The sequence below is a fragment of the Bacillus sp. JK74 genome, from assembly GCF_053663395.1.
The window spans coordinates 922,535-946,682 of record NZ_JBSJQB010000002.1 but is presented as its reverse complement, the minus strand read 5'-3'; the positions used below and the strand labels follow the sequence as shown (position 1 = coordinate 946,682).

Genomic DNA, 24,148 nt, shown 5'->3' with positions numbered 1-24,148 from the left:
TGACTAAAACGTTCAAACGGTCAATTTAACGAGGTGGGAAACATGTCCGTCGATCGGAAAAAGCTCATTCTGGAAGCGGCAACGAAGTCTTTTACACAATTCGGCTACAAAGCAACGACAATGGATCTGGTGGCAAAGCTTGCAAATGTGGGGAAGGGAACCATCTACACGTTTTTCAAAAACAAAGAAGAACTGTTTGATGATATTTTCACCACTATTTTAAGAGAAATGAAGGAACACGCAGACGAAGCGATGAAACCGGAGCTTTCATTTCACGAAAATGTTCACCGGGCGCTTGTCGCGATTTTGGAATTCAGAAAAACACACCAGCTGACTATTAAAATTTTTCAGGAGAACGCCGAGATTGGTACAATAGCCGTTCAGGATGTCATTGCGAAAATGGAGCGGGCCATTCTGTCATACATTAAAGAAAAGATAGAAACAGCCATTGAAAACGGAAGCATTAAACCGTGTGATCCGGAACTGACCGCTTTTGTGATGCTCAAGCTCTACATCGCGCTGATATTTGACTGGGAAAAAAACCATCTGCCTCTTGAAAAAGAGACGATCGCCGAATTGCTGGAAATGTATGTTGGTCAAGGATTATCTAAATAATAGATGATCCTTCACTTTTTAGGTGCCGTGACCGTTTTGTCAAATGAGTCAGTTTGCGGAAGGAGGCAACAGGGTTGAATACAATAAAAAGCCAGTGGAAAGACATTGTAACGAACAAGAAACTGTTAATCCCCATCATTGCCATATTATTCGTTCCGCTGATCTACAGCGGAGTGTTTTTGAAGGCGTACTGGGACCCGTACGGCACGGTGGATCAGCTGCCGGTTGTCGTTGTCAACCAGGATAAAGGGGCGGACTACGAAGGGAAACATCTTCAGATCGGTGACGATCTTGTGAAAGAGTTAAAGAAAAATGATAATTTTGATTGGCATTTTTCAAGCGATCTTGATCAATCGTTAAAGGACTTATTAAATGCTAAATATTATTTATTGGTCGAGATTCCTGAAGATTTTTCTAAAAACGCCAGCACGGTAATGGATAAAAATCCGAAGAAGCTGGATCTGAAATATCATACGAATGCCGGATCAAACTATGTCGGCGCGACAATCGGAGAAAAGGCGATCGACAAGCTGAAAGCCTCCGTGTCGAAAGAAGTGACGGAGCAATACGCAAAAGTCATTTTTGACAATTTTAAAGATATTGCCAAAGGACTCGGCAAAGCCAGCAGCGGCGCCAAGAAAATAGACGACGGCACGAAAAACGCGAAAGACGGCAGCGCCAAGCTGAAGGAAAATTTAGCGAAGCTTACTGAAAGCACCGCCACCATCGGCGATAAAACGCAGCAGCTTGCAGACGGAGCGGCGAAAGTGACAAGCGGAATTCAAACGCTTGACAGCTCTATCGCAAAACTTCAGAGCGCAAGCGCCGAAATTCAAGATAAATCAGGACAGATTGCTTCAGGAGGAGGCCAAGTGGCCAGCGGGCTGAAAACGAGCCTTGACGCACAAAAGCAGCTCCAGCAAAAGCTTCCGGATTTAACGAATGGATTAAGTGCGTTAAACAGCAAGGCGCAGGAAGTGTCGCAAAAAGCGGCGGTATTTGAAGATGCGATCAATTCAGTCAACCTCTCAGATATTGAAAAAGCGGTTGGGGAGCTTGAGCAGACTGAAAAGGAATTGCAGCAGTTTAAGAAAAAGCTTTCTGATCTGAAAAACAGCCTGGATGCCCGGGATGACGCGGTCAAAAAGGTGATTAAGGACAGTGATTTCTTAACGGATGAGCAAAAAGCGAAACTTGTTCAGCTTCTGAATGAGAAGCTTCCGAAGGCTGACCTTCCGGATTTAGACAATATCGTCAGCCAGCTTCCGTCCGGCGGAGATATCCAGCTTCCGGATATGTCAGTCATAAAAAGCGCGCTGGCAGATGTAAAAGCGAAGGCTGATCAGCTGAAAGCACTGCCTCAGTCCACATCGAAACTGTATAACGGCGCGGCGGCGGTACAAGACGCGATTAACCAGCTGACGGCTGGAACTGATAAATTGTACAGCGGAGCGCAGACCGTCTTTGAAAGCCAAAACAAATTGACGGCCGGTATCGGCGAATACAACAGCAAGTTCGGACAGCTCAAATCAGGATCAGAAGCGTTAGTGTCAGGGAGCGGCCAGGTGTCTGGCGGCTTAACGAAACTGCTGGACGCGCAAAACAAAATCCATGATGGCTCGTCCAAAATTGAGCAGGGTCAAGCGTCTCTCGGCACCGGTTTAAGCAAACTTTTAGACGGCACCGGACAATTGTCCAGCCAGCTGAAAGATGCGGCTGATCAAACCGGGGACATTAAGACAGATGACAAAACGTACAGCATGTTTGCCGATCCGGTAAAAACGGACGATAACGCGATTCATTCCGTGCCTAACTACGGTACCGGACTGACGCCTTATATTCTCTCTATGGGCTTGTATGTCGGCGGATTGATGCTGACGGTCGTATTCCCTCTGAGTGAAGCTTCAGGGCGTCCGAGAAACGGTTTTGAATGGTTCCTCAGCAAATTCAGCGTCATTCTGCTCGTCGGACTGATTCAATCCGTAATAGTCGCCACGGTTCTGTTAAAAGGAATCGGGCTTGATGTGGAAAGCACTTGGAGATTCTATCTCTTTACGATGATTACCAGCATCGCGTTCCTGTCGATGATTCAATTATTGGCGACAACGATGGGAAATCCGGGACGCTTTATCGCTGTCATCATTCTGGTGCTCCAGCTTGGGGCAAGCGGAGGAACCTTCCCGCTTGAACTCCTGCCGGGATTCTATCAAGTGATTCACGGGGCACTGCCGATGACTTACAGCATCAACGGGTTCCGTGCCGTCATTTCAAATGGCGATTACGGCTATATGTGGCAGCAGGCATCCATTCTGTTGGGCATCGCCGTTGTCATGATCGCGCTGACCATCGTGTATTTTACGGTGCAAAGCAAAAAAGAACACAAAACGGAAGAAGAAATAACAGCATAAGAAAAAGAGGCGCTGAGCAGATGCTCAGCGCCTCTTTTTTTTGATTTCGATTAAAATCCCCATCTCACCAACAGTCCGGTATACGTCAATCCGCCGCCGAACCCGAACAATACCAGCGTCTGGCCTTCCGACAGTTTTTTTGCTTTCACAGCTTCATCCAAAGCGAGAATAATAGAAACCGATGAAGTGTTGCCGTAATATTCAACGCTTGTCAATGTCCGTTCAAGCGGGAAGGGCAGTTTTTCACAGATGGATTCGATCATCCGCATGTTGGCGCTGTGAGGAACGAACCAATCCAGATCGTCTTTTGAAAAGCCGGCTTTTTCTAAAAGGGCATTGCATTCCTCAGGCACGGTTCTGGCCGCCCATTTATATACTTCGCGCCCGTTTTGCACCATATTTCCTCCGCCTTTAAGCGGCTTGCCGTTTAATTCTGCGCTCAGTCCCGTGCGATACAGCACGTCCGCGCTTCCTCCCGCTGTTCCTTGCACGGCTGCCAAAAAGCCCGGCGCTGATTCGTCGCGTTCCACCAATAGGGCGCCTGCAGCATCTCCGAAAAGAACGCAGGTCGTCCGGTCAGTATAATCCGTTACCTTTGATAATGTTTCACCGGCAATGACAATCACTTTTTGATGGGAACCGGCGGTAATTAATGCGTCTGCGAGCTGAAGGCCGTAAGTGAGTCCGGCGCATGTGGCGTTAATATCAAGCGCTCCCGTGTGCGGCCAGCCGAAGTAAGCCTGCACGCGTGCCGCGGTGCTTGGAAACGCATAGTCCGCCGTCGTTGTGGCGACAAGAATCATATCGACATCATCAAGAGTTCCGCTGTATCGTTCTGCAAGGTTTTTCACCGCTTCCACACACAAATCCGATGTGAATTCATGTTCGCCGGCAATGCGTCTTTCCTTCATACCGGTGCGCTGGACGATCCATTCATCAGACGTATCGACGATGCGCTCCAAATCCGCGTTTGTTAATCGGCGTGCCGGAGCATATGTACCGATTGCTGTAATTTTAGATTTTGACATGAAAAAATCACTCCTTTATATCAGATTATAACACCTGATATTATTACTTGGTACTAATTTTAATAAAAAAACCCAAGCAGCATCCGCTGTTTGGGGAGCATGAGAAATTTATTTGTAAAACGGGCTTGTGTGAACGATTACCAATGACGGCAGCGGCAGCATGAATGATGATGCTTCTTTTTATCTTTCTTCTTTTTTTCTTTCTTCTTTTTACAAGGGTCTTCTTTTTTCTTTTTACAGTGATCTTTTTCTTTTTTACAGCCCCAGAAGGCTGCACCAGACCAATCATCCTCAAACCAATCCTCAAACCAATCATTATGAAACCTTTTCCGCTTGTGCGGTTTACGGCTGATCATACATTTCCCTCCTATGCTCATGCTCCCTTCATTCTATGAAAAAAGAGCAGGAAAAGATTGGACGGGTTATGGATCAAAAGAGTATATTTTAAGAAGAATAAAATTGATAGGAGGAATGACCTGTGGCAAATATGAAACATACGATGGAACTGATTAAAGAACTGGTGTCGATTCCGAGTCCGACGGGCAATACATACGAGGTTATCGCCTATACAGAAAGCCTTTTAAAAGAATGGGGCGTCTCCTCTTACAGAAACCGCAAAGGCGGTCTTTTTGTCACAATTCCCGGCCGTGATGACAAGAAACACAGATTGCTGACGGCGCATGTCGATACGCTCGGCGCGATGGTAAAGGAGATAAAGGCGGACGGCCGGCTGAAGATTGATTTGATCGGCGGCTTCCGATATCACTCAATTGAAGGGGAATATTGCGAGATCCAAACTTCTTCCGGCAAAACCTATACAGGCACCATCTTAATGCATCAGACTTCAGTGCACGTCTACAAGGACGCCGGCAAGGCAGAGCGGAATCAGGAGAATATGGAAGTCCGCCTTGATGAACCTGTCCGGACGAAGGAAGAGACGTCCGATCTCGGCATCAGGGTCGGCGATTTTATCTCATTTGACCCGCGTGTGCAGATTACGCCTAGCGGCTTTATTAAGTCCCGTCACCTTGATGACAAAGCGAGCGTGGCTCTGCTCTTGAATTTAATCCGCCGCATCACGGAAGAGAAAATCGAACTTCCGTATACGACGCATTTTCTGATTTCTAATAATGAAGAAATCGGCTACGGAGGCAATTCCAACATTCCTCCTGAGACCGTCGAATACTTGGCTGTTGATATGGGAGCGATCGGCGACGGCCAGTCTACGGATGAATACACCGTCTCCATTTGCGTGAAGGATGCGAGCGGCCCGTACCATTATCAGCTCAGAAAGCATCTGGCCGGGCTTGCGGAGCGCTATGGCATTGATTATCAGCTTGATATTTATCCGTATTACGGTTCTGATGCCTCAGCAGCCATCCGTTCGGGCCATGACATCGTCCACGGGCTGATCGGACCGGGAATTGACGCTTCACACGCTTTTGAACGCACGCATGAATTATCGCTTCTTAATACGGCGAAGCTTTTGCACAGGTACGTTCTATCGCCGATGGCATAAAAAACCCTGCGCGGAAATCATTCCGTGCAGGGGTTTCATTTTAACCTGAGATGGTTGTGTTTTGTTCTGTTTTGGCGAGGCTCATGACCTTCGCGCCTTTAACGGGATCATATTGGCCTTCCCATTTTGACATCACAACGGATGCCAGCGCGTTTCCGGTCAGATTGACGACCGTGCGGGCCATGTCCATAATCCGGTCAACACCGGCGATGAATGCAAGGCCTTCTGCAGGAATGTTGAATGCGCCTAATGTCGCAAGCAGGACGACGAAAGAAGTCCCGGGCACGGCAGCCATTCCTTTGGAAGTGACCATCAAGACAAGCACAAGGGTAATCTGCTGCCAAATGGACAAGTCAATGTGGTATACCTGAGCGAGGAATAAAGCGGCGATAGATTGGTACAGCACAGATCCGTCTAAGTTAAAGGTATATCCGATCGGCACAACAAAGGAAACAATACCTTTCGGACAGCCGATTTTCTCCATTTTTTCCATAACGCGGGGGAGTACGGTTTCGGAGCTTGACGTACTGAACGCTAATAAAATTTCATCCTTCATATAGGCGAGGAATTTGAAAATGTTTACTCCGGCAAGCTTTCCGACGATTCCGAATACAACAATGAGAAAGAAAGCCAAAGCTACATATACTAAACCGACCAGTTTACCGAGTGAAAGCAGGGAACTGAGCCCAAATTTGGAAACGGTAACACCAATCAACGCAAAAACACCAAACGGCGCAACTTTCATGACGAGGTTCACAACATGGAACATCGCATGAGAAACACCTTCAAAGAAGGCCAATACGGGCTTTCCTTTTTCACCGATTGCCGAGATGCCGAGTGCAAACAGCACGGTAAAGCAGATGATGGCAAGCAGATCTCCTTCGGCCAATGATTGGAAGAAGTTTGTCGGTACGATATGCAGGAATGTGTCTGCGATAGATTTGTTATTTTGTTCTTTTTCTGTTTCAACATATTGACTGATATCTGTTTTTTGAGCTTCATGTATATTAACGCCTGTTCCCGGATGAAACAGATTCGCCAAAGCCAGCCCGAGAATAATGGCAAAAGTGGTAATGATCTCAAAATACAAAATCGTTTTGAAGCCTAATTTTCCGACTTGTTTTCCGCTTCCCGCGCCGGCAACGCCGATGATTAAGCTGGAGACGACAATTGGAATCACTATCATTTTGATTAAGCGTAAAAACAAATCGCCGATAGGCTGTAAATATGTTGGAATGGCAGGATTGCCGTACCAGATGACACCGACTACAACCCCTAGTATGAGTCCGACGAAAATTTGCGTCGCTAGTCCAAAGCGTAATTTTTTCATAGATTACCTCCCGAAGAAAAAAGTGCAATAAGTATCTAAAAAGATAGCTATTAGAACAAATTATAATAGAAAAGAAAACAATCCGTCTATAGAAAAATATAGATTGAAAATACTGAATCTTTTAAAACGTACAGATAATTGCTAATAATGGTGAATAACTCCCTATTCAGAAAGTATGATGACGGCCGAAAAAAACGGGCGCCGCACAACTTAGAATTGTGCGGCGCCCTATTGTCACATATCCTTAATTTTCAAGCAGTCATTGCACAAATTAATGTGACACTCATACTGCTCAACAATCTCATTTCCGCATTCTTCGCATTTCTTACCGGGTAAATTTCTGAAAAAATCCGACATCTTTTCCAACATACCCATCCCTCTTTCATTGTTTTGTCTCTACATTGTATTATAACAGTTTTGGAAAATCAACGGCTGTTTTGGCACAATGTTTAAAACATGCAATTTGTACGAAAAATAGGTATATTGGAGGAAAGGATCTTTTTATCATAAACATTCGGAGGGTCATATGAAAGTTACAGTTATTGGATGCTGCGGCGGGTTTCCGGCCGCAAACGAAGCAACTTCAGGCTATCTGTTTCAGTCCGGCGGCTATTCTCTGCTCGTTGATTGCGGAAGCGCCGTATTATCAAAGCTGTTTGCCTATGTTCCAGCAGAAGAGCTTGATGCCGTCATTTTGTCCCATTATCACCATGATCATATCGCTGATATCGGGCCGCTTCAATTTGCCAAACAGGTCGGCTCCTTTCTCGGAAAAGGGACGCATGCACTGCCGATTTACGGGCATGATGCTGATATAGAACAGTTTGAGCGTCTTACATATAAAACGCATACGAAAGGAGTGGCCTATCAGCCGGACCGCCCGCTTTTTGCCGGGCCGTTCACCATTACCTTCCTGAAAACGGTGCATCCGGTCACTTGTTATGCGATGCGGATTACTGACGGTGCAGCTTCTGTTGTGTATACGGCTGATTCAAGCTACCAGGACGCGTTTATCCCGTTTGCGGAAAATGCCGATCTGCTGATCTGCGAGTGCAATTTTTACGCGGACCAGGACGGCACGTCAGCCGGCCATATGAACAGTTTGGAAGCCGGACGTATCGCGGAGGAGGCCGGAGCGGGGGAGCTGATTCTCACACATCTGCCTCATTTCGGCGAGCACCGGAAGCTGAAAGAAGAAGCGGAATCCGTGTTCGGGGGCGAAGTGACAATCGCCGCTTCCGGATTGAAGTGGGAGAAATAAAGGAGGAGCACCATGTTATTTATCGACAACCAAAACATAACCGACCCGAGGATCAACCTCGCGATCGAGGAATATTGCGTGAAGCATCTCGACCCTGAACAGACATACCTGCTGTTTTATGTCAATCAGCCGTCGATTATCATCGGGAAGAACCAAAACACAATAGAAGAAATCAATACGAAATACGTAGAAGATAACGGAATCATCGTCGTCCGCAGGCTGTCAGGAGGCGGCGCGGTTTACCATGACCTCGGGAATCTGAATTTCAGTTTTATCACCAAGGATGACGGCGACAGCTTTCACAATTTTAAAAAATTCACCGAACCCGTTATTCAGGCGCTGCGCCAGCTCGGTGTGGAAGCTGAATTAAGCGGCCGAAACGACATCGTCGCGGACGGCAGAAAAATTTCCGGCAACGCTCAATTTTCGACGAAAGGGCGTATTTTCAGCCACGGAACATTAATGCTGGATTCCGCCATTGATCATGTCGTGTCAGCCTTGAAAGTGAAAAAAGACAAAATCGAATCAAAAGGCATTAAGTCAATCAGAAGCCGTGTCGCCAATATCAGCGAGTTTCTTGATGACAAAATGACGGCGGACGAATTCAAAAAGCATCTGCTGCACCATATTTTTAATACAAATGATCTTTCCGAAGTGCCGGAATATAAACTGACCGATGAAGACTGGAAAGCGATCCGAAAGATTTCCGAAGAGCGCTATCAAAACTGGGACTGGAATTTCGGCAGGTCGCCCGCATTCAACCTTCAGCATTCGAAACGTTATCCGGTCGGATCGATTGATCTGCGTCTTGAAGTGAAAAAAGGAATCATTCAGGACTGCAAAATTTTCGGTGATTTCTTCGGTGCGAAAGATGTGAGTGAAGTCGAACAGGCGCTGACCGGAAAACAGTATGACAGAACCGCTATCAGGGAGGCGCTGGCCGGAATCGATCTGAAACAGTATTTCGGCAAAATAGAGCTGGAAGATTTCCTCGAGCTGATTTATTAGAACATTTGCCGAACGCATGATTTGAATCAGCGCCCGTTTTTGTGAAATGATAGAACCATAATGAATGGGGAGGGATCATGATGAAAGTATTTCTCATCGGAGCAAACGGACAGATCGGACAGCGTCTGACCGGGCTGTTTCAAAAAGACGGCACGCATACGCTGCGGGCGATGGTCCGGAAAGAAGAGCAGAAAGAAGCGCTTCAAGCCGCGGGAACAGAAGCCGTTCTTGCAGATTTGGAAGGAAGCACGGAAGACATCGCGAAAGCCGCTGAAGGCTGTGACGCGATTGTGTTTACCGCCGGATCAGGAGGAAGCACCGGATACGATAAGACGCTTTTGATTGATCTTGACGGAGCGGCGAAAGCGATAGAAGCGGCAAAGAAAGCCGGCATCAAGCGGTTCATTATGGTAAGCGCCCTTCAGGCTCATAACCGCGACAATTGGAATGAAGCGCTGAAGCCGTATTATGCCGCAAAGCATTATGCGGATAAAATTCTTGAAGCGAGCGGTCTGACGTATACGATTATCCGGCCGGGCGGGTTATTAAATGATCCCGGCACGGGAAATATCAAAGCCGCAGCCGATTTAGAAAGAGGCTCCATTTCAAGAGACGATGTCGCCAAGACCGTTATCGCATCCCTTGATGAACCGAATACGTATGAAAAAGCGTTCGATCTGACAGCAGGCGGCACGCCGGTCAGTGAAGCGCTGAAACAATTATAGTTTCCGGTTTTCAGGCACTCGGGGCTTTTTGCCCTTGAGTGTTTTTCTATATTTTTCTATAATAAAAGTGAACGTTTATTCCGGAGAAATGAATGACTATTCATTCATTACATTTTTAAAGGGGTGGGAAAATGAATCTGGTTTCCAAATTGGAAGAAACGGCATCGCAGAAACCGGAAAAACCAGCTTGTCTGTTTCAAGATCAGTACATGACGTATGAGGAGCTGGCAGGTAAAATCAAAGCATTTGCAAACGGCTTGGAGGACAGGGGACTGAAAAAAGGGGATCATCTCGCGCTGCTGCTCGGAAATACGCCTGACTTTGTTATTGCGTTTTTCGGCGCGTTAAAAGCGGGAATTGTCGTCATACCTGTTAATCCGGCATACACACCTTCAGAAATCGCATACATGCTGAAAAACGGCGATGTCAAAGCGATCGCCGGCATCGACCTATTAATTCCCGTATTTGAAAGCCTGCACGGCTCGCTGCCGCTGCTGGAGCATATCATTATCAGCCAGACAGCAGAGAACGCTCCATCGACAGAAGACCCTCAATTGCGCTTAAAAATGACAACGTTTACAAAAATGCTCCGTCCGGCGGAGCGCAGCAGAACTTATCCGACATTGTCCAAAGACGATACTGCCGTCATTTTATACACCTCAGGGACGACCGGAAAACCGAAAGGCGCCATGCTCACCCATCAGAATCTTTTCTCCAATGCAAATGATGTCGCCGGATACTTAGGAATGAATGAGAAAGACAAAATTGTGGCGGCATTGCCGATGTTTCACGTTTTTTGTTTAACCGTTTGTATGAATGCGCCTCTGATGAGCGGAGCGTGTGTCTTAATTGAGCCGCAATTCAGTCCGGCTTCTGTGTTTAAACTGATTAAAAGCCGTCAGGCAACCATTTTTGCCGGCGTTCCGACGATGTATAACTATCTGTATCAATACGAGCACGGCAAGGCGGAGGATTTTGCGTCCGTCAGACTGTGCATTTCAGGCGGGGCCTCCATGCCGGTCGCTCTGTTGCAGACGTTTGAACAAACCTTTGACGTCACCATTCTGGAGGGGTACGGACTTTCTGAAGCGTCTCCGGTTACTTGTTTTAATCCGTTTGATCGGGGGAGAAAGCCCGGCTCGATCGGGACGAATATTTTACATGTCGAAAATAAAGTCGTCGATACGCTCGGACGCGAATTGCCCGACCATCAAGTGGGAGAATTGATCGTGAAAGGGCCGAATGTGATGAAAGGCTATTACAAGATGCCCGAGGAGACGGAGCACGCGCTGAAAGACGGCTGGCTGTACACGGGTGATTTGGCGAAGCGCGACGAAGACGGTTATTTTTATATCGTCGACAGAAAAAAAGATATGATTCTCGTCGGCGGATACAACGTCTATCCCCGCGAAGTAGAAGAAGTGCTTTACAGCCATGAGGGCATTAAAGAAGCCGTGGTCATCGGCGTTCCTGACGCCAAAACGGGGGAAGCGGTGCATGCTTATATAGTGCCTGGGGACGGTGAGCTGACAGAGCAGGCGGTTTTTGATTACTGTGAAACACATTTGGCAAAATATAAGCGGCCGGCGGAAGTGGTTTTTCTTGATGAGATTCCGAAGAACGCGACCGGGAAGCTGCTGAGAAGGGCGGTCCGGGACATGCTTCCGAAATGACGGACGAAAAGCGAAGCCGGGGGCTTCGCTTTTACATGCTGATCCGGTCAGCTCTGCGATTCTTCCTTAATGATGCTTTGCACAAGCTTCGTATCATGCCGGGTCAGTTTGTAATACGTGTTTTTATGCTTGTACATCATATAATTGCCGCTTTCGAGCCACATGCTGAATGAATCAAAACGGTCTTCATGGTATTTGACCGTTCCGTCGTAATCGGGAGACACGCTTTTGGTCAGTTTGACTTGTTTTCCTTGGTTCAAGATATCGAGCATATCTTTTACATTCTGCCTGTCTTTAATTTTGATTTCTTTTTTTCCGTGCTCTGACAGAATAATCAGATCTGCGTTGCTTGATGGAAACACATCGCCGGTCCGGCTGTATACATAGAAGAAAGCAATAACCAAAAGGGCGATTACTACAATAAACGCGATTATTTTTTTCATATTCATCACTCCGTCTTTTAGTCTTTCCCGCTTCCTGTTGTTCCATTCTTTTCTGTTGTGAAAAGATTAACATCCGTTTCGGAGGCTTGGTTCTATTTATTTGCATTTATGCTTACAATAGGAGTAAGTCATAAGGCTAAGGAGGGAGACTTCCATGCGCAAATGGATAGCGGCAGCGGGACTTGCCTATGTGCTGTATGGCCTTTTTTTCTATTGGTATTTCTTTATGACAGGAGACTCCGCCGTCCCGGAGGCCGTAAAGGGAACGAAAGCCGATCCGTCCTCGTTTATGGAGCCGGGCCGCCTGGCAGCCGCTGAAAACTTTTCAAATGTAAAGGATTTTTTATTTTTCATCGGAGCGCCGTTAGATTGGTTTTTATTTTTTCTGCTGCTCATTACGGGGCTTGCCAAAAAAATAAAGCATTGGCTGGAAGCCGCGGTGCGCTTTCGGGTGCTGCAAATCGTAAGCTTCGTATTTGTGATTTCACTCATCGTTACGGCGGCTTCGCTTCCGCTAGAGTGGATCGGATATCGGGTTTCGCTTGCGTATCATATTTCGACGCAGACAGCAGCAAGCTGGATAAGAGACCATGTCATTGATTTCTGGATCAGTTTTCCGCTGTTTGCCGTGTGTGTGCTTGTGTTTTACTGGCTGATCACAAAGCATACAAAAAAATGGTGGTTTTACGCTTGGTGTCTTACTGTGCCGTTTACCCTGTTTTTGTTTTTCCTGCAGCCGGTCGTGATTGATCCTTTATACAATGATTTCTATCCGCTGAAAGACAAGGAGCTGGAAAGCAAAATTTTGTCGCTTGCCGACAAGGCCGACATTCCGGCCAGCCATGTGTATGAAGTGAATATGTCGGAGAAAACGAATGCGCTGAATGCGTATGTGACGGGCATCGGTTCGAATAAGCGGATCGTTTTGTGGGATACGACGCTTAACAAACTGAAGGATCGGGAAATTTTGTTCATTATGGGGCATGAGATGGGGCACTATGTGATGAAGCACGTGTACATCGGACTGGCCGGGTATTTGCTGCTGTCATTAGCCGGGTTCTATATCATTGACAAGCTTTATAAGCGGCTGTCCAAATTCTTCGGCCGAATGCTTCATATAAAGGGGCCTGAAGATCTGGCCGCCCTCCCGCTGTTATTGCTGCTCTTATCTGTTCTCAGTTTTGCTTCTGATCCGATTACGAATGCCGTCTCCCGGTATCAGGAAAACGCCGCCGACCGTTACGGCATCGAGCTGACCGGAAACCGGGAAGCGGCGATTGAGACGTTTCAGGACTTGGCCGATACGGGACTGAGCCGGGTCAACCCGCCGTTTCTCGTCAAAATTTTCAGAGGGAGCCACCCGTCGATCATGGAGCGGATTGAACATGCGGAGGAAGAAAAATAATAAAAAAACCGGCGGGGCCATGCCCGACGCCGGTTTTTTATGTTTTACTGAGCTGCCGCCTGTACGTTGATCAGCCCTTTTCCGTAGTAGAAAGCATCACCAAGTTTTGTAGTGGTGTTTTCTAAACTGCTGCGGACTTGAGTGTTTGTCCAGTTCGGGTGCTTAGAAAGAATCAAAGCAGCCGCTCCGGCAACGTGCGGAGATGCCATTGACGTACCATTGTACGCGCCGTATTTGTTTCCAGGAAGCGTGCTTTGGATAGAGACGCCTGGTGCCATGACATCAAGCTCAGAACCTACGCTTGAGAAAGATGCTCTTTGGTTGCTGCTGTTAACAGCGCCTACCGCAATGACAGAAGGGTATTTACCAGGGTAGCCCACTGTGCTTGAGCCGCCGGAAGTGCCTTCGTTACCGGCTGCCGCAACCACTACGACGCCGGAAGCAACGGCTTTGTCAACTGCCGCTTTTAACGCTGCAGAACCAGAAGGTCCGCCGAGGCTCATGTTAATAACGTCCATATTGTTTGCGATCGCCCACTCAATTCCGTTAATGATCCAGCTGTACTGGCCGGAACCGTCAGCGCCGAGAACTTTTACAGCGTAAAGAGATGCGCTTGGCGCAACGCCTAATACACCGACTGAGTTATTAAGAGCCGCAACTGTACCGGCAACATGAGTTCCGTGAGAGTTGTTGTCTTGGAAAGGATTTGTTTCAGAAGGAACCATGCTGGCTCCGCCTGCTACCTTTAAATCAGGATGAGAAGAATCGATACCGCTGTCGATAACCGCTACTTTAACATTTGATCCGGTGAAGCCTTGAGAGTGCAGAGCAGGGGCTTTAATCTGTGATACGCCGTAAGGCACGGACTGCGCGTACGCTTGTGCAACGTGATCTTCTTCAACGTAAGCGACGCTAGGGTCTTTTTTCAGCTCTTTTACAGCTTTTTCATTTAATGTAGCTGAAGCTGCGTCTACATATTTGAATTGCTTTTGCACTTTCCCGCCTTTTTCAGAAATGACATCTTTTTTCTTGGCGGCGCTCATCGTGCTCATTGTCTGCTTAAATCCGACAATATATTTCTTTTCCCCGTTTGATTTCCCTGCAGCCTGGGCAGAAGTCGTGCTGCCGAACGCCATCGTAAAGATTAACGCTAAAGCAAACAGCAAACTGATCCATACCTTTTTGCCTCTCACTCTTTATCCACTCCTTTTTTCATTTGCAGAATAACCAATAGACAGATTATTCTGTGGATTAATTGTATAGTATGGAATAATATTTTAGTAGACCCAATTTTTTTCAGTTTGTTTTATTTCTATTTAGGTATATCATCTCTCTTTCGTTTAATAGGAACCCGAAATATTTAAATTTTAATGGAAAAAACCGATGGAAGGACATGAGTATTTGTACACAGCCGCAATCGCTCTCTTGTTTACTGGGTCGAACGGTTTGATTCCATTTTTGGGAGCTGCGGCAAAAACAGGATAAATGTCACCTTTTGTTGAATGCAGAAGTCTGATGGAATCGAAAGCGGAATGAAATAAAGCGGCCGGCATGAATCAGTCTTTGGCTTTCTTGACGGAGAAAGCTGTGAAACCATTTTATGAAAATAATGATATTGAATATCATTGATACTTATATTGTCAATGATATAATTGCGGAAAAACGAAAGAGGGGGAACAGATGAAACCAATTTTCAGTATGCTGATGATCTTATCCGTTCTCTTCATAACGGCATGCTCAGAACAGGAACATGAAACCGCCGTCAGGCACGATCTGGGGACGGCGCATGTGGCTGCGCACCCGCAGCGCATCGCCGTATTGAATGAGGGCTTTATTGACACCCTCCATGATCTCGGCATAAAGCCGGCGGCCGCGGCGGATAACCGGAAAGAGCGAAACGACGGCAGTCCGTCCGTCGGGCCCCCGTCACATCCCGATTTGAAAAAGATCACTTCGTTAAAACCCGATCTCATCATTGCAGACTCAAGCCTGAACAGGGGGATATACCATGAGCTGACAAAGATCGCTCCGACAATCGCTTTGAAAAATGAAGCTGCGGATTATCAGGATGCGGTTGATGCTGCCCTTACCATTGAAAAGGCGGTCGGTAAAGAGGGCATCATAGAGAAACAATTGTCGGCTCAGGAAGAAAAGCTGAATGACATCAAAAGAAAGCTGGATGCAGAAGGCGGCACGATTTTATTAATTGACGCTGCAAATGGCAGCATTTCCGTAAAGGATGATCAGTTTTTTACGTCCCGGCTTTTGACGCTCGCAGGATTTACATATGCGGTCCAGACAGATTCCGGCGGGAAATCAGACGCTATCAAAATGACGCCCGGGCAGCTTTTGCATATCGATCCTGATTACATCGTACTGCTGGACGGTGAGAAAGAACTCGAAAAAAATCACCTCTGGAAACAGCTGACTGCCGTAAAAAACGGCCACGTTTACCGCGCGGACAGGGCGGCATGGACGGAGCGCCGGAGCATTGACGGTGCGGACGCCATATTACATGATCTGGAGAAAAAAATGCTCGCCAAAAAGGCCCAAAACTGAATTCGGGCCTTTTTGTTATGATTCTGATAGGTGGCTGCTTACATTGTAATCTTTGACGCGCCACTTATTTTCAATTCGTTCGATATTGCTCAGGCACGCATTGACAAGCTTTGCGTTTTGTATGTCGGTATCACCGTCAGAAATAGCGGACAAGAGGGCGTGAATGGCTGCGCCGTGAGCGACGATCAGTACTTTTTGCTCAGGAAACCGCTCCTGAACTTTCACTAAACCGGCAAGCATTCTGTCTGTCAGCTCTTCTGCGGTCTCCATATTCGGGTAGTTTTTATCCGGGTAGCGCTTCGACCGTTCCGGTAAAGACATTCCTTCCGCATCACCGTAGCTCCGTTCTCTGAAATCTTCCATGACGACAATGGGAAGATTCAAAAACCCGTTAATAATGTCAGCCGTTTTTCTGGCCCGTTTCATCGGGCTTGAGACGATGACATCCCATTCGGACCCCTTTAAGTACTCTCCTGTCTCTTTCGCCTGACGCTCTCCCGTCGCATTTAACGGAATATCCGATTTGCCTTGAAGCTTCTTTTGGGCATTCCAATCAGTCTCTCCATGTCTTACTAAACAAACGGCAGTCATAAAGTCTCCACTCCGATCATTTTTTATCGATATCATCTATTATACTGCCGTTACGTTAACACTTCAAAGAGAAGCGCCAGTCCGACTCCGCCTCCGCTGCCGATCGCTGCTGCTGCATAGCGGGCATCAGGGCGTCTTTTTGCTTCATAAAAAAGCCGGGTGATAAGCGCCGCCCCGGAAGCCCCGTACGGATGCCCGACGGCCAGAGCGCCGCCCCGGACATTTATTTTAGAATACGGCACTTGAAGCTGCTGTGAAAAAACGCATATTTTGACGGCAAACGCCTCGTTGATTTCGTATATATCAATATCATCCGGTGACAGGTCCCGTTCCTTCAAAAGCTTTTTGACGGCATAAACCGGAGCTGCTGACGGATAATGCGGATGGACGCCGCTTACCGCGCTTCCGATAAAACGCAATCCCGGCTTTAAACCGAGAGACCGCGCTTTTTGTTCTTCCATCACACAAACTGCCGCCGCCCCGTCAGAAATTCCGCAGCTGTTGGCGGCGGTGACAGAGCCTCCGGGCTGAAAGACGGGTTTGGCGCGGGCGATGAGAGGCGCCATGTTCCGCTTTTTCAGCATATTTTCGTCAGAGGCGAATCCGTGGCAGGGGAGAATTTCCCGGCGGTACAAGCCGTCTTCGTGCGCTTTGACGCTCCGTTCATAGCTGAGAAGGGCATATTCGTCCTGCATCTTTCTCGTTACGCCGTAAGCCTGTGCCGTATACTCGGCCGCTATGCCCATATCAGGATCGCCGATGTGTTCAGGAGAAAAGCGCGCCCGGGATGAGAAAGGGGAACGGCTGCTGCTCTCCGCTCCTCCCGCGATGTATGTGCTCCCCGCGCCGGCTTTAACAAAGTGGCACGCGACCCTCACGGCGTCCAATCCGGAACCGCACTGCCTGTCGATGGTCGTACCGGACACGCTCAAAGGAAGCCCGGCGGCCAAGGCTGACAGCCGGGCGAGGTTCCCGCCGCGGCCCGTCGCGTTTCCGATCAGGACTTCATCAATGTCTTCGGGCATGTTCCGGCTCAAATGTCGGATCAGCGGAGCTGCCAAATCTTCGGGGAGACAGTCTTTTAACAGGCCGTTTTCCCGGGCGAAAATCGTCCGCTTCGCATCCGTAATTACAGCTTCCATTCCATCATGTCCTTTGCCTGCTTTTGTACGGCGGCACGGGCGATCTTTCCGCCGGCTGTTTCCGGTATTTCTGAAAACAGCCATTTTTTCGGGATTTTATATGCCGCCAGCTGCTCGCGGCACTGTTTCTTCAGTTCCTTTACATTTGCATGTCCGTCGATCACCGCAACGGCGATGCTGCCCCAATAATCATCAGGAATGCCGATGACGGCCGCTTTTCTGACGCCCGGACAGCGGTTGAGCACACGTTCTATCTCTTCCGGGAATACATTCAGGCCGCCTGATACGATCATCCCGTTTTCACGTCCTTCGATATAAAGATAGCCTTCACGATCGATATATCCCATGTCATCAACCGTCATCCAGCCGGAATCATCAGGTTTTGCGCCGTTGATGTATCCGGAAAATTTCATCGGGCTGTTCACAAAAATCTTCCCCGTTTCGCCCGGCATGCAGCGTTCTCCGCCGGGCCGGCGGATTTCGATTGTAACATTTTCAAACGGACGGCCCGCCGCGTCAGGCTTCCGGACGCTGTCTTCAGGCGATAAGAACGCCACGAAACTCAGCTCAGACGTTCCGTAAAAATCGTACAACCGTAAATGGGGATAGCGCTCTGACAGCGCTTGTTTAGACGAAGCGGGCCAGTCTGCACCGGAAGAAATCACCTTGAGCGGTGTATCCGGAAACGCCTCTAGTGAGAGCAGGGCGTCCGTCATTGTCGGAACGGTATATAGAACGTCAGCTTGTCTGAGCCGGTCTTTCATTCCGGCCGGATTGAATTTTCTTTGAAGGAGGACGGTTCCGCCGATAAACAAAGTGCTGACGGCGCCGTATAAAAAGTGTGACGAGCGAAGCGTGCCCGGTACCAGCACTTTGTCATCAGGGGAAATGCCGAACTCACGTTTCGTACAAGAAAAGCTCTCCAGCCACGAACGGTGAGAGCGGGTGAAGGCTTTCGGCTTACCGGTCGATCCCGAGGTGAATCCGGTATAAAAGGGCAGGCCGGTGTTTTTGATAAAAGTGCCTTCCGTTTTTTCCGCCTCGATCAAAGGCCCGCATTCATCCCACAGGATGACAGGCGTTTTGATGCCGTCCAGTCTGCCGCTCAGCCGGCGGTCACAGATGACGAGGTCGGTTTTGCTGATGTGCAGCTGGTCCGCGAGTTCCGCCGCAGCCGAGCGGGGATCTAACGGAACCGCCGTGCAGCCGGCATGCGCCGCCCCTGCGAAAAGTTGTAAAAATGGGATGCCGTTCGGCAGTAATATCGCAAGGTTTTCCGGTTTATCTGAAAGGCTGCCAAGCCAGTTTGCGGTTTGGTTTACTAGCCTGTTCCAAGTTTGATAGGTGATCTGTTCTGTTTCTGTCTGAATCGCGATCTGTTCCGGCGCTTGTCCGGCTGTATCTGAATATGATGATGTAATCATGATGACTAAAATCAGCTTCCTTTCGTCGGCAAAAGCCGGCTAGCTTGAAGAGTTTTTCTGATTCTTACGGCTGCGAATGAGGCTGCGGCCGCTTTAAGCAGATCTCCGGGCACATAGATGAGGCTGAGCTTTACGGCAGTCAAGATATCAATGTGCATTATAAAAGCCTGAACGGGAATGCCGATGACATACAAAAACAGCACGCCGAACAAGAACTGTCTGATAAACAAATGGGGGACAGCAGCTGAGCGAAGGCCTTGGATGCTGAGGCTCAGCAGGAATGCCGCCAGCGGATATGCGATGAGATATCCGGCGCTCGGCCCGAAAAAAACCCCGAAGCCGCCTCTTCCGCCTGAAAGGAGAGGCGCTCCGCATGCCACAATCAGCAAAAAAAGCAATTGGCTTAAAAACGCCGCTTTCGGTTTCAGGATGCTTCCCGATAAGAGCACACCGATCGTCTGGAGCGTAATCGGAACCGGCGTAAAGGATAAGAAAAGCGGCGGGAGCAGCCCCAAAAGTCCCATAATGGCGGTAAACACGGCAATATGCATCATTTCTGTCAATTTCATTATGTATTCCTCCAGCTTATCAAAATATGTTTATACAATAAAGCGAGTCTTTACATATGTCAACTCTATTATATTTTAAGTTAACAATAAAAAGACCGGCCCTTTATGAAAAAGGCCGGTCGGTTTATCTTTATTCTTCTGTAAGGATAACAAGTGAATCAACGGATGATGCAACGTGGGAAACGGCGCGGCTGACTTCTTGAAGGCCGCCGAGAAAGGCCTGCAAATCAACGTCGATTTTGCCTGTCTGGTCTTTGCTCGTTTTCATGCTTTGGACGATGTCATCAAACAGACGGTTGATCTGCGTCATTTTTTCTTTCGTTTCGCTTACAAGTCCGTTTACATCTTTGATATGTTTGGACACGATGTTGATTTGTGTATTGGTATTGTTCACAAGCTCTGATACGGTGGAAACGGTTTTTTTCGTATCCTCTGAAAGCTTCCTTACCTCCGTCGCCACAACGGCGAACCCTTTGCCGTGCTCCCCGGCTCTCGCGGATTCTATTGAAGCGTTGAGTGACAGGAGATTCGTTTGCTCGGCGATCCCCGTCACGATGCCGAAGATTTTTTCGATCTGTTGGGCGATGTCATTCAGCTTGTCCATTTCTTCTTCAATCTGCAGAAGGCTGGCGTCGATTTTATTCATCTGCTGCTGCTGGCTTTCAAGCTCTTTTTTCCCGCCGATTGATTTTTCTTCGACATGTACGGAAGTGACGGTGCCGGCTTTTGACGCCTCGGAAATGCCCTCGGATTTATCGACCAGCTCCTGCACGGCTCTGCTCGTTTCTGAAAACAAATCAGCGAGTGATCCGGATGTTTCCTGGATTTTCTGATGAAGACGGGCTTTCTTTTCTTCTTGTTCGTCACGCTGGCAGTTATATTCAGTCTGGAATGCTTCAAGGACGAGCTGCTGTTCAAGATTCAATATTTTCGTCGTCGCTTTGATCGCTTTTAAAAGCTCATGCAAATCCGGAATGGTTGCTTCATATATGTTCATCATCGACAGAAGCAGATCCTGAAACGCTCCCATATACCATTTCGGTTCAAGGCCGATCCGCAAGTGGATGGAAGCGATGCGCTGTCTTTTTTCAATGAATTCATCATCAATCGTGCCGGCGAACATCTCATGGATATGACGCCGTAATGTTTTTTTCAGTCGCTCAACCGTGCTGTGGTCGTTAATGATCGTCATTAATGATTTTTCGTGATCCAGATTTCGGTAAAAGGAATCGACGATTGTTGAGATATGTTCTTTAATTAACGGCTGCAGCTCTTCAAGCACATGAAGTTCTTCGTTTCCGAGCCTGACCATTTTCAGCTGTTTTTGGACATCTGCATATTGATTTGAAAGCGCGATGCGTTTTTTTCCATCGGCTTCTGAAAAATATGCTGTTTCTTTTTTGCGGTCTTTTTTAAATAACAATATAAGTTCCCCCAGATATTCTCTTTTTCTTTTTATCGGTTTGGAAGGAACTTGAATGAAGGAATCTGATAAAAATATTTTAATGCGGAAAAAAATAAAACCATTCGTACAGAATGGTTTAGTCAATCTTGGGTGAGACGTTTCAGCGGCTTGATGGCGGGACCTTCGGCAACCCCGCCGTCGGGTGTGAACCGAGACCCGTGACATGGACAGTCCCACGTCCGTTCGCCGTCATTCCATTCAACCTCACAGCCTAAATGGGTGCATGTCGTATCGACAAGATGCAGACAGCCTTTTTCATCTTTATAGGCGCCGGCCCGTTTGCCGTTTACCGTTACGATTTTTCCCTCCCCGGGCCCAAGACTCTCAGGCGAAGCGTCCGGCCTCTCAAGTTTGCCCGAGATAAGGTGTTTGGCCACGTCGGCATTATAGGAAATCAGTTTTTTCAGTCCGGGATCTGCGTGGAAGCGTGACGGAATAAACAGGCCGGAAAACGGGTTCTTTTTGTTTTGGATATGATCAGCCAAAAGCTTCGCGGCGAGCGCTGAGCTTGTCATTCCCCATTTTTTAAAACCGGTCGCCGCCAAAATATGTTCTTCATCGCCTGAGATGGGACCGATGAACGGAATTTTGTCAATGGTGACAAGGTCTTGTGCAGACCAATGATATGGGATGCTTTCAACTCCGATTGTGTCTTCCGCAAATTGTTTCAGCGCTTCGTAATGCCCGGACATTTCTTTTCCTTGGCCTGTTTTGTGGCTTTCACCGCCGACAAGCACCAGTTTTTCACCGTTCAAATCGGTGTATCGCAGTGATCTGGACGGCTTGTCTATGCTGAGATACATCCCGTCCGGATACGCTTGTTTCGGTTTTACCGCGAGTACGTAGGATCTGCTGGCATACATTCTGGCGGCATAAAGCCCGCCTCCGTCATAAAAAGGAAAGTGGGAAGCGCAGACAATGTAGCTGCACTTGATGCCGTGTCTGTTTTTCGTGACCACTTCCGGCTGCGGTTCTTTTTTTATGTCGATCGCAGCCGTCTGTTCAAAAACCCGCGCCCCGTTTTTAATGATCTCTTTCACGAGCGCCGCACCATATAAAAGCGGATGGAATTGTGCCTGATTCTTCATCGCAAGGCCGAGCCTGCAATCAACGGGGACGGGAAGTTCTTTCACAAGCTCATGTTCAATACCGAGCTTGGTATAAGCTTCCTGCTCACTGCGGATTTTTTTGACGCCTGATTCTGTATTGGTGTAAAGATATGCGTCTTGTTCAATCAGTCTGCAGTCAATCGAAAGGTCCTTGATGATCTGCTTCATGTCTTCCATGGCGCGGAGGTGGGCTTCGAAATACAGCCTTGCACTGGTCAGGCCGATCTGCTGAATAAGATCGGCATAGATGAAATCATGCTGGGCGGTGATTTTTGCGGTCGTGCCCGCGGTCGTCCCGTTTAAAATCCGGTCTGCTTCAATGACAGCGACACGGAAACCTCTTTTCGTCAGTTCGTATGCCGTTGTCAGACCCGTAATTCCTCCGCCGATAACCGCAACGTCGCATTCCGTATCTTCAGTGAGGGCGGGAAAGGAAAGAATGTCAGCTGTTGCTTTCCAATAGGAAGCCGGTTCCTCGTTTGAAAAAGTAGTCAATTCAGATTTACCTCCTCTGTTGTATATTCTTAATTTTTCCAATAAGGCTCTGTTCATACATGAAATTCGTATAAGATGCTCAAATTACTCATAATATAGTAATTAATGTAAAGGAGTGATCAAAATGGCGAATCAGAAGAAGAAAACCTTGCCGCCGCAGCATCAAAACCGGCAGCCGGGCTTTGAATATGTAATGGACCCGCGCCCCGTTTTTGACAAACCGAAAGCGGCGAAAAAACTTGAAGGGAAAACGGCGATCATCACGGGCGGAGACAGCGGGATCGGCCGCGCCGTATCCGTTTTATTCGCGAAGGAAGGCGCTAATGTGGTCATCGTTTACTTTGATGAGCATCAGGATGCCGAAGAGACGAAGCAATATGTAGAAAAAGAGGGGGCGAAGTGTCTGCTGATCGCAGGGGATGTCGGCGACGAAGCCTTTTGCAATGATGTCATCCGCCAGGCGGGCCAAGCCTTTCCTTCCATTGACATCCTGGTCAACAACGCGGGTGAGCAGCACGTGCAGCCGGGGATTGAGAAAATCACGAGCCACCAGCTCATCAGAACGTTTCAGACGAATATTTTTTCAATGTTTTACTTAACGAAAGCCGCGCTCCCTCACCTGAAAAAAGGAAGTTCAATCATTAATACGGCCTCCATTACCGCCTATAAAGGCCACAAAACATTGATTGACTATTCAGCGACAAAAGGGGCGATCGTCACGTTTACAAGATCTCTTTCCCAATCTCTTGTCACTCAGGGCATCAGGGTAAACGCAGTGGCGCCGGGGCCGATCTGGACGCCGCTGATCCCGGCGAGCTTCTCGGCGAAGGAAGTGGAAGTCTTCGGCTCAGACGTGCCGATGCAGCGCCCGGGAGAGCCTGTTGAAGTGGCGCCGAGCTATTTGTACTTAGCAAGCGATGATTCTTCCTATGTCACGGGACAGACGATTCATGTGAACGGCGGCACCATCGTAAACGGATAATGTAAAAAAAGCCAATCCATATGGATTGGCTTATTCACTCTGTTTGAGAGCGGCATATTCTTTTGAAAGCGTGAGGAACGCTTCTTTATTTTTATCATCAAGCGCCTTATTAATCTGCATTGTCAGCATGGCGATCCGGCGTTTATACAAGGATTCATCAAGCACCATTTGAATGTAAATATCGGCCATTGTCACATCGAATTCGTTTGCTTTTTCCGTGTTGCGGGACTTCATGAGCTCAGTGTACGACTTTTTCTCTTTCATAAAGAATCCCCCCAATGCCTTTTTTATAGTATATGGATAACGGCCGGAAAAATCAATTAATTTTTATAATCTTTAGACAACTAATACTTGGAAATATATCGACATATCCTGCAAATTGACGAAAAAACGAAAA

The 24,148-nt window shown here is 47.8% G+C and carries 23 protein-coding genes and 1 pseudogene; 10 read left to right on the top strand and 14 right to left on the bottom strand.

The window, feature by feature from the left end; all coding sequences use genetic code 11:
- Window positions 1-42: 42 nt before the first annotated feature.
- A complete protein-coding gene (locus ACWJJ5_RS09240; protein WP_454022365.1) occupies window positions 43-615 on the top strand; it encodes a TetR/AcrR family transcriptional regulator in 573 nt (190 codons plus the stop codon).
- 74 nt (window positions 616-689) lie between these two features.
- Window positions 690-3,023 carry a YhgE/Pip family protein gene (locus ACWJJ5_RS09235; RefSeq protein WP_454022364.1) on the top strand — a complete coding sequence of 778 codons (2,334 nt, stop codon included), beginning with the start codon at window positions 690-692 and terminating at the stop codon, window positions 3,021-3,023.
- A 50-nt stretch (window positions 3,024-3,073) separates the two neighbouring features.
- Here ACWJJ5_RS09235 and fabHB read toward each other — a convergent pair whose 3' ends face one another.
- Both fabHB and ACWJJ5_RS09225 read right to left on the bottom strand, forming a co-directional pair.
- Window positions 3,074-4,051 (bottom strand): beta-ketoacyl-ACP synthase III FabHB, encoded by a 978-nt coding sequence (gene fabHB / locus ACWJJ5_RS09230; RefSeq protein WP_025852087.1) that lies wholly within the window; start codon window positions 4,049-4,051, stop codon window positions 3,074-3,076.
- A 137-nt stretch (window positions 4,052-4,188) separates the two neighbouring features.
- On the bottom strand, window positions 4,189-4,407 hold the full coding sequence (locus tag ACWJJ5_RS09225) for a hypothetical protein (protein WP_070081583.1): 219 nt from the start codon (window positions 4,405-4,407) through the stop codon (window positions 4,189-4,191).
- A gap of 131 nt (window positions 4,408-4,538) precedes the next feature.
- On the opposite strand from ACWJJ5_RS09225, the gene ACWJJ5_RS09220 reads away from it, so the two are divergent.
- The gene (locus ACWJJ5_RS09220; protein ID WP_007409206.1) at window positions 4,539-5,570 is read left to right on the top strand and encodes a M42 family metallopeptidase; all 1,032 of its coding nucleotides are present in this window, start codon (window positions 4,539-4,541) and stop codon (window positions 5,568-5,570) included.
- A 40-nt stretch (window positions 5,571-5,610) separates the two neighbouring features.
- On the opposite strand, the gene ACWJJ5_RS09215 is transcribed toward ACWJJ5_RS09220, so the two are convergent.
- The gene (locus tag ACWJJ5_RS09215; protein WP_003155211.1) at window positions 5,611-6,900 is read right to left on the bottom strand and encodes a cation:dicarboxylate symporter family transporter; all 1,290 of its coding nucleotides are present in this window, start codon (window positions 6,898-6,900) and stop codon (window positions 5,611-5,613) included.
- Between the two features lie 234 nt (window positions 6,901-7,134).
- Window positions 7,135-7,257 carry a protein YhfH gene (gene yhfH / locus ACWJJ5_RS09210; protein WP_370465857.1) on the bottom strand — a complete coding sequence of 41 codons (123 nt, stop codon included), beginning with the start codon at window positions 7,255-7,257 and terminating at the stop codon, window positions 7,135-7,137.
- Window positions 7,258-7,426: 169 nt separating this feature from the next.
- On the opposite strand from yhfH, the gene ACWJJ5_RS09205 reads away from it, so the two are divergent.
- The 4 genes from ACWJJ5_RS09205 (at window position 7,427) to ACWJJ5_RS09190 (ending at window position 11,567) form a co-directional block, all read left to right on the top strand.
- The gene (locus ACWJJ5_RS09205; RefSeq protein WP_182068761.1) at window positions 7,427-8,161 is read left to right on the top strand and encodes an MBL fold metallo-hydrolase; all 735 of its coding nucleotides are present in this window, start codon (window positions 7,427-7,429) and stop codon (window positions 8,159-8,161) included.
- 12 nt (window positions 8,162-8,173) lie between these two features.
- Window positions 8,174-9,169 (top strand): lipoate--protein ligase LplJ, encoded by a 996-nt coding sequence (lplJ, locus tag ACWJJ5_RS09200; protein ID WP_003155205.1) that lies wholly within the window; start codon window positions 8,174-8,176, stop codon window positions 9,167-9,169.
- 80 nt (window positions 9,170-9,249) lie between these two features.
- Window positions 9,250-9,894 carry an SDR family oxidoreductase gene (locus ACWJJ5_RS09195; RefSeq protein ID WP_003155203.1) on the top strand — a complete coding sequence of 215 codons (645 nt, stop codon included), beginning with the start codon at window positions 9,250-9,252 and terminating at the stop codon, window positions 9,892-9,894.
- Between the two features lie 131 nt (window positions 9,895-10,025).
- Entirely contained in the window at window positions 10,026-11,567 is a 1,542-nt protein-coding gene (locus tag ACWJJ5_RS09190) for a fatty acid--CoA ligase family protein (protein WP_007409202.1), read from the top strand.
- A 47-nt stretch (window positions 11,568-11,614) separates the two neighbouring features.
- On the opposite strand, the gene ACWJJ5_RS09185 is transcribed toward ACWJJ5_RS09190, so the two are convergent.
- Window positions 11,615-12,010: a hypothetical protein gene (locus ACWJJ5_RS09185; RefSeq protein ID WP_048368015.1), complete on the bottom strand. Its 396-nt coding sequence runs from the start codon at window positions 12,008-12,010 to the stop codon at window positions 11,615-11,617.
- A gap of 154 nt (window positions 12,011-12,164) precedes the next feature.
- On the opposite strand from ACWJJ5_RS09185, the gene ACWJJ5_RS09180 reads away from it, so the two are divergent.
- Window positions 12,165-13,415 carry a M48 family metallopeptidase gene (locus tag ACWJJ5_RS09180; RefSeq protein ID WP_326355105.1) on the top strand — a complete coding sequence of 417 codons (1,251 nt, stop codon included), beginning with the start codon at window positions 12,165-12,167 and terminating at the stop codon, window positions 13,413-13,415.
- Between the two features lie 44 nt (window positions 13,416-13,459).
- Here ACWJJ5_RS09180 and ACWJJ5_RS09175 read toward each other — a convergent pair whose 3' ends face one another.
- Window positions 13,460-14,608: a S8 family peptidase gene (locus tag ACWJJ5_RS09175; RefSeq protein WP_077722018.1), complete on the bottom strand. Its 1,149-nt coding sequence runs from the start codon at window positions 14,606-14,608 to the stop codon at window positions 13,460-13,462.
- Between the two features lie 487 nt (window positions 14,609-15,095).
- Between ACWJJ5_RS09175 and ACWJJ5_RS09170 the strand changes: the two genes are divergently transcribed.
- Complete coding sequence (locus ACWJJ5_RS09170; RefSeq protein WP_182068763.1) at window positions 15,096-15,974, top strand: ABC transporter substrate-binding protein; 879 nt, start codon at window positions 15,096-15,098, stop codon at window positions 15,972-15,974.
- A gap of 15 nt (window positions 15,975-15,989) precedes the next feature.
- Here the strand turns inward: ACWJJ5_RS09170 and ACWJJ5_RS09165 are convergent, their stop codons facing one another.
- From ACWJJ5_RS09165 to ACWJJ5_RS09135, 7 genes and pseudogenes are all read right to left on the bottom strand, one after another.
- Complete coding sequence (locus ACWJJ5_RS09165; RefSeq protein WP_007610462.1) at window positions 15,990-16,565, bottom strand: histidine phosphatase family protein; 576 nt, start codon at window positions 16,563-16,565, stop codon at window positions 15,990-15,992.
- 50 nt (window positions 16,566-16,615) lie between these two features.
- Complete coding sequence (locus tag ACWJJ5_RS09160) at window positions 16,616-17,707, bottom strand: acetyl-CoA C-acyltransferase (RefSeq protein WP_454022363.1); 1,092 nt, start codon at window positions 17,705-17,707, stop codon at window positions 16,616-16,618.
- A complete protein-coding gene (locus ACWJJ5_RS09155) occupies window positions 17,695-19,131 on the bottom strand; it encodes an acyl-CoA synthetase (protein ID WP_454022362.1) in 1,437 nt (478 codons plus the stop codon). Before ACWJJ5_RS09155 ends, ACWJJ5_RS09160 begins: the two co-directional genes overlap by 13 nt.
- Window positions 19,132-19,142: 11 nt before the next feature.
- Entirely contained in the window at window positions 19,143-19,700 is a 558-nt protein-coding gene (locus tag ACWJJ5_RS09150) for a biotin transporter BioY (RefSeq protein WP_102421696.1), read from the bottom strand.
- 130 nt (window positions 19,701-19,830) lie between these two features.
- A complete protein-coding gene (locus ACWJJ5_RS09145) occupies window positions 19,831-20,346 on the bottom strand; it encodes a methyl-accepting chemotaxis protein (protein ID WP_369719112.1) in 516 nt (171 codons plus the stop codon).
- A gap of 243 nt (window positions 20,347-20,589) precedes the next feature.
- A pseudogene (locus tag ACWJJ5_RS09140) lies at window positions 20,590-21,330 on the bottom strand (protoglobin domain-containing protein); the annotation flags it as partial.
- Complete coding sequence (locus ACWJJ5_RS09135) at window positions 21,246-22,769, bottom strand: FAD-dependent oxidoreductase (protein ID WP_454022361.1); 1,524 nt, start codon at window positions 22,767-22,769, stop codon at window positions 21,246-21,248. The pseudogene ACWJJ5_RS09140 and the gene ACWJJ5_RS09135, both read right to left, overlap by 85 nt.
- Before the next feature lie 124 nt (window positions 22,770-22,893).
- Here ACWJJ5_RS09135 and ACWJJ5_RS09130 point away from each other — a divergent pair, with 124 nt between their 5' ends.
- Window positions 22,894-23,751, top strand: coding sequence for an SDR family oxidoreductase (locus ACWJJ5_RS09130; RefSeq protein ID WP_007610477.1), 858 nt, complete (start codon window positions 22,894-22,896; stop codon window positions 23,749-23,751).
- 30 nt (window positions 23,752-23,781) lie between these two features.
- On the opposite strand, the gene ACWJJ5_RS09125 is transcribed toward ACWJJ5_RS09130, so the two are convergent.
- Window positions 23,782-24,015, bottom strand: coding sequence for an IDEAL domain-containing protein (locus ACWJJ5_RS09125; protein ID WP_003155181.1), 234 nt, complete (start codon window positions 24,013-24,015; stop codon window positions 23,782-23,784).
- Between the last annotated feature and the right edge of the window lie 133 nt (window positions 24,016-24,148).

Coding starts and splice junctions, on each gene's coding strand:
- ACWJJ5_RS09240 (WP_454022365.1), top strand. CDS start 43: ATGTCCGTCGATCGGAAAAAGCTCATTCTGGAAGCGGCAACGAAGTCT.
- fabHB (WP_025852087.1), bottom strand. CDS start 4,051: ATGTCAAAATCTAAAATTACAGCAATCGGTACATATGCTCCGGCACGC.
- ACWJJ5_RS09225 (WP_070081583.1), bottom strand. CDS start 4,407: ATGATCAGCCGTAAACCGCACAAGCGGAAAAGGTTTCATAATGATTGG.
- ACWJJ5_RS09220 (WP_007409206.1), top strand. CDS start 4,539: ATGAAACATACGATGGAACTGATTAAAGAACTGGTGTCGATTCCGAGT.
- ACWJJ5_RS09215 (WP_003155211.1), bottom strand. CDS start 6,900: ATGAAAAAATTACGCTTTGGACTAGCGACGCAAATTTTCGTCGGACTC.
- yhfH (WP_370465857.1), bottom strand. CDS start 7,257: ATGTCGGATTTTTTCAGAAATTTACCCGGTAAGAAATGCGAAGAATGC.
- ACWJJ5_RS09205 (WP_182068761.1), top strand. CDS start 7,427: ATGAAAGTTACAGTTATTGGATGCTGCGGCGGGTTTCCGGCCGCAAAC.
- lplJ (WP_003155205.1), top strand. CDS start 8,174: ATGTTATTTATCGACAACCAAAACATAACCGACCCGAGGATCAACCTC.
- ACWJJ5_RS09195 (WP_003155203.1), top strand. CDS start 9,250: ATGAAAGTATTTCTCATCGGAGCAAACGGACAGATCGGACAGCGTCTG.
- ACWJJ5_RS09190 (WP_007409202.1), top strand. CDS start 10,026: ATGAATCTGGTTTCCAAATTGGAAGAAACGGCATCGCAGAAACCGGAA.
- ACWJJ5_RS09185 (WP_048368015.1), bottom strand. CDS start 12,010: ATGAAAAAAATAATCGCGTTTATTGTAGTAATCGCCCTTTTGGTTATT.
- ACWJJ5_RS09180 (WP_326355105.1), top strand. CDS start 12,165: ATGCGCAAATGGATAGCGGCAGCGGGACTTGCCTATGTGCTGTATGGC.
- ACWJJ5_RS09170 (WP_182068763.1), top strand. CDS start 15,096: ATGAAACCAATTTTCAGTATGCTGATGATCTTATCCGTTCTCTTCATA.
- ACWJJ5_RS09165 (WP_007610462.1), bottom strand. CDS start 16,565: ATGACTGCCGTTTGTTTAGTAAGACATGGAGAGACTGATTGGAATGCC.
- ACWJJ5_RS09160 (WP_454022363.1), bottom strand. CDS start 17,707: ATGGAAGCTGTAATTACGGATGCGAAGCGGACGATTTTCGCCCGGGAA.
- ACWJJ5_RS09155 (WP_454022362.1), bottom strand. CDS start 19,131: ATGATTACATCATCATATTCAGATACAGCCGGACAAGCGCCGGAACAG.
- ACWJJ5_RS09150 (WP_102421696.1), bottom strand. CDS start 19,700: ATGAAATTGACAGAAATGATGCATATTGCCGTGTTTACCGCCATTATG.
- ACWJJ5_RS09145 (WP_369719112.1), bottom strand. CDS start 20,346: ATGAATAAAATCGACGCCAGCCTTCTGCAGATTGAAGAAGAAATGGAC.
- ACWJJ5_RS09130 (WP_007610477.1), top strand. CDS start 22,894: ATGGCGAATCAGAAGAAGAAAACCTTGCCGCCGCAGCATCAAAACCGG.
- ACWJJ5_RS09125 (WP_003155181.1), bottom strand. CDS start 24,015: ATGAAAGAGAAAAAGTCGTACACTGAGCTCATGAAGTCCCGCAACACG.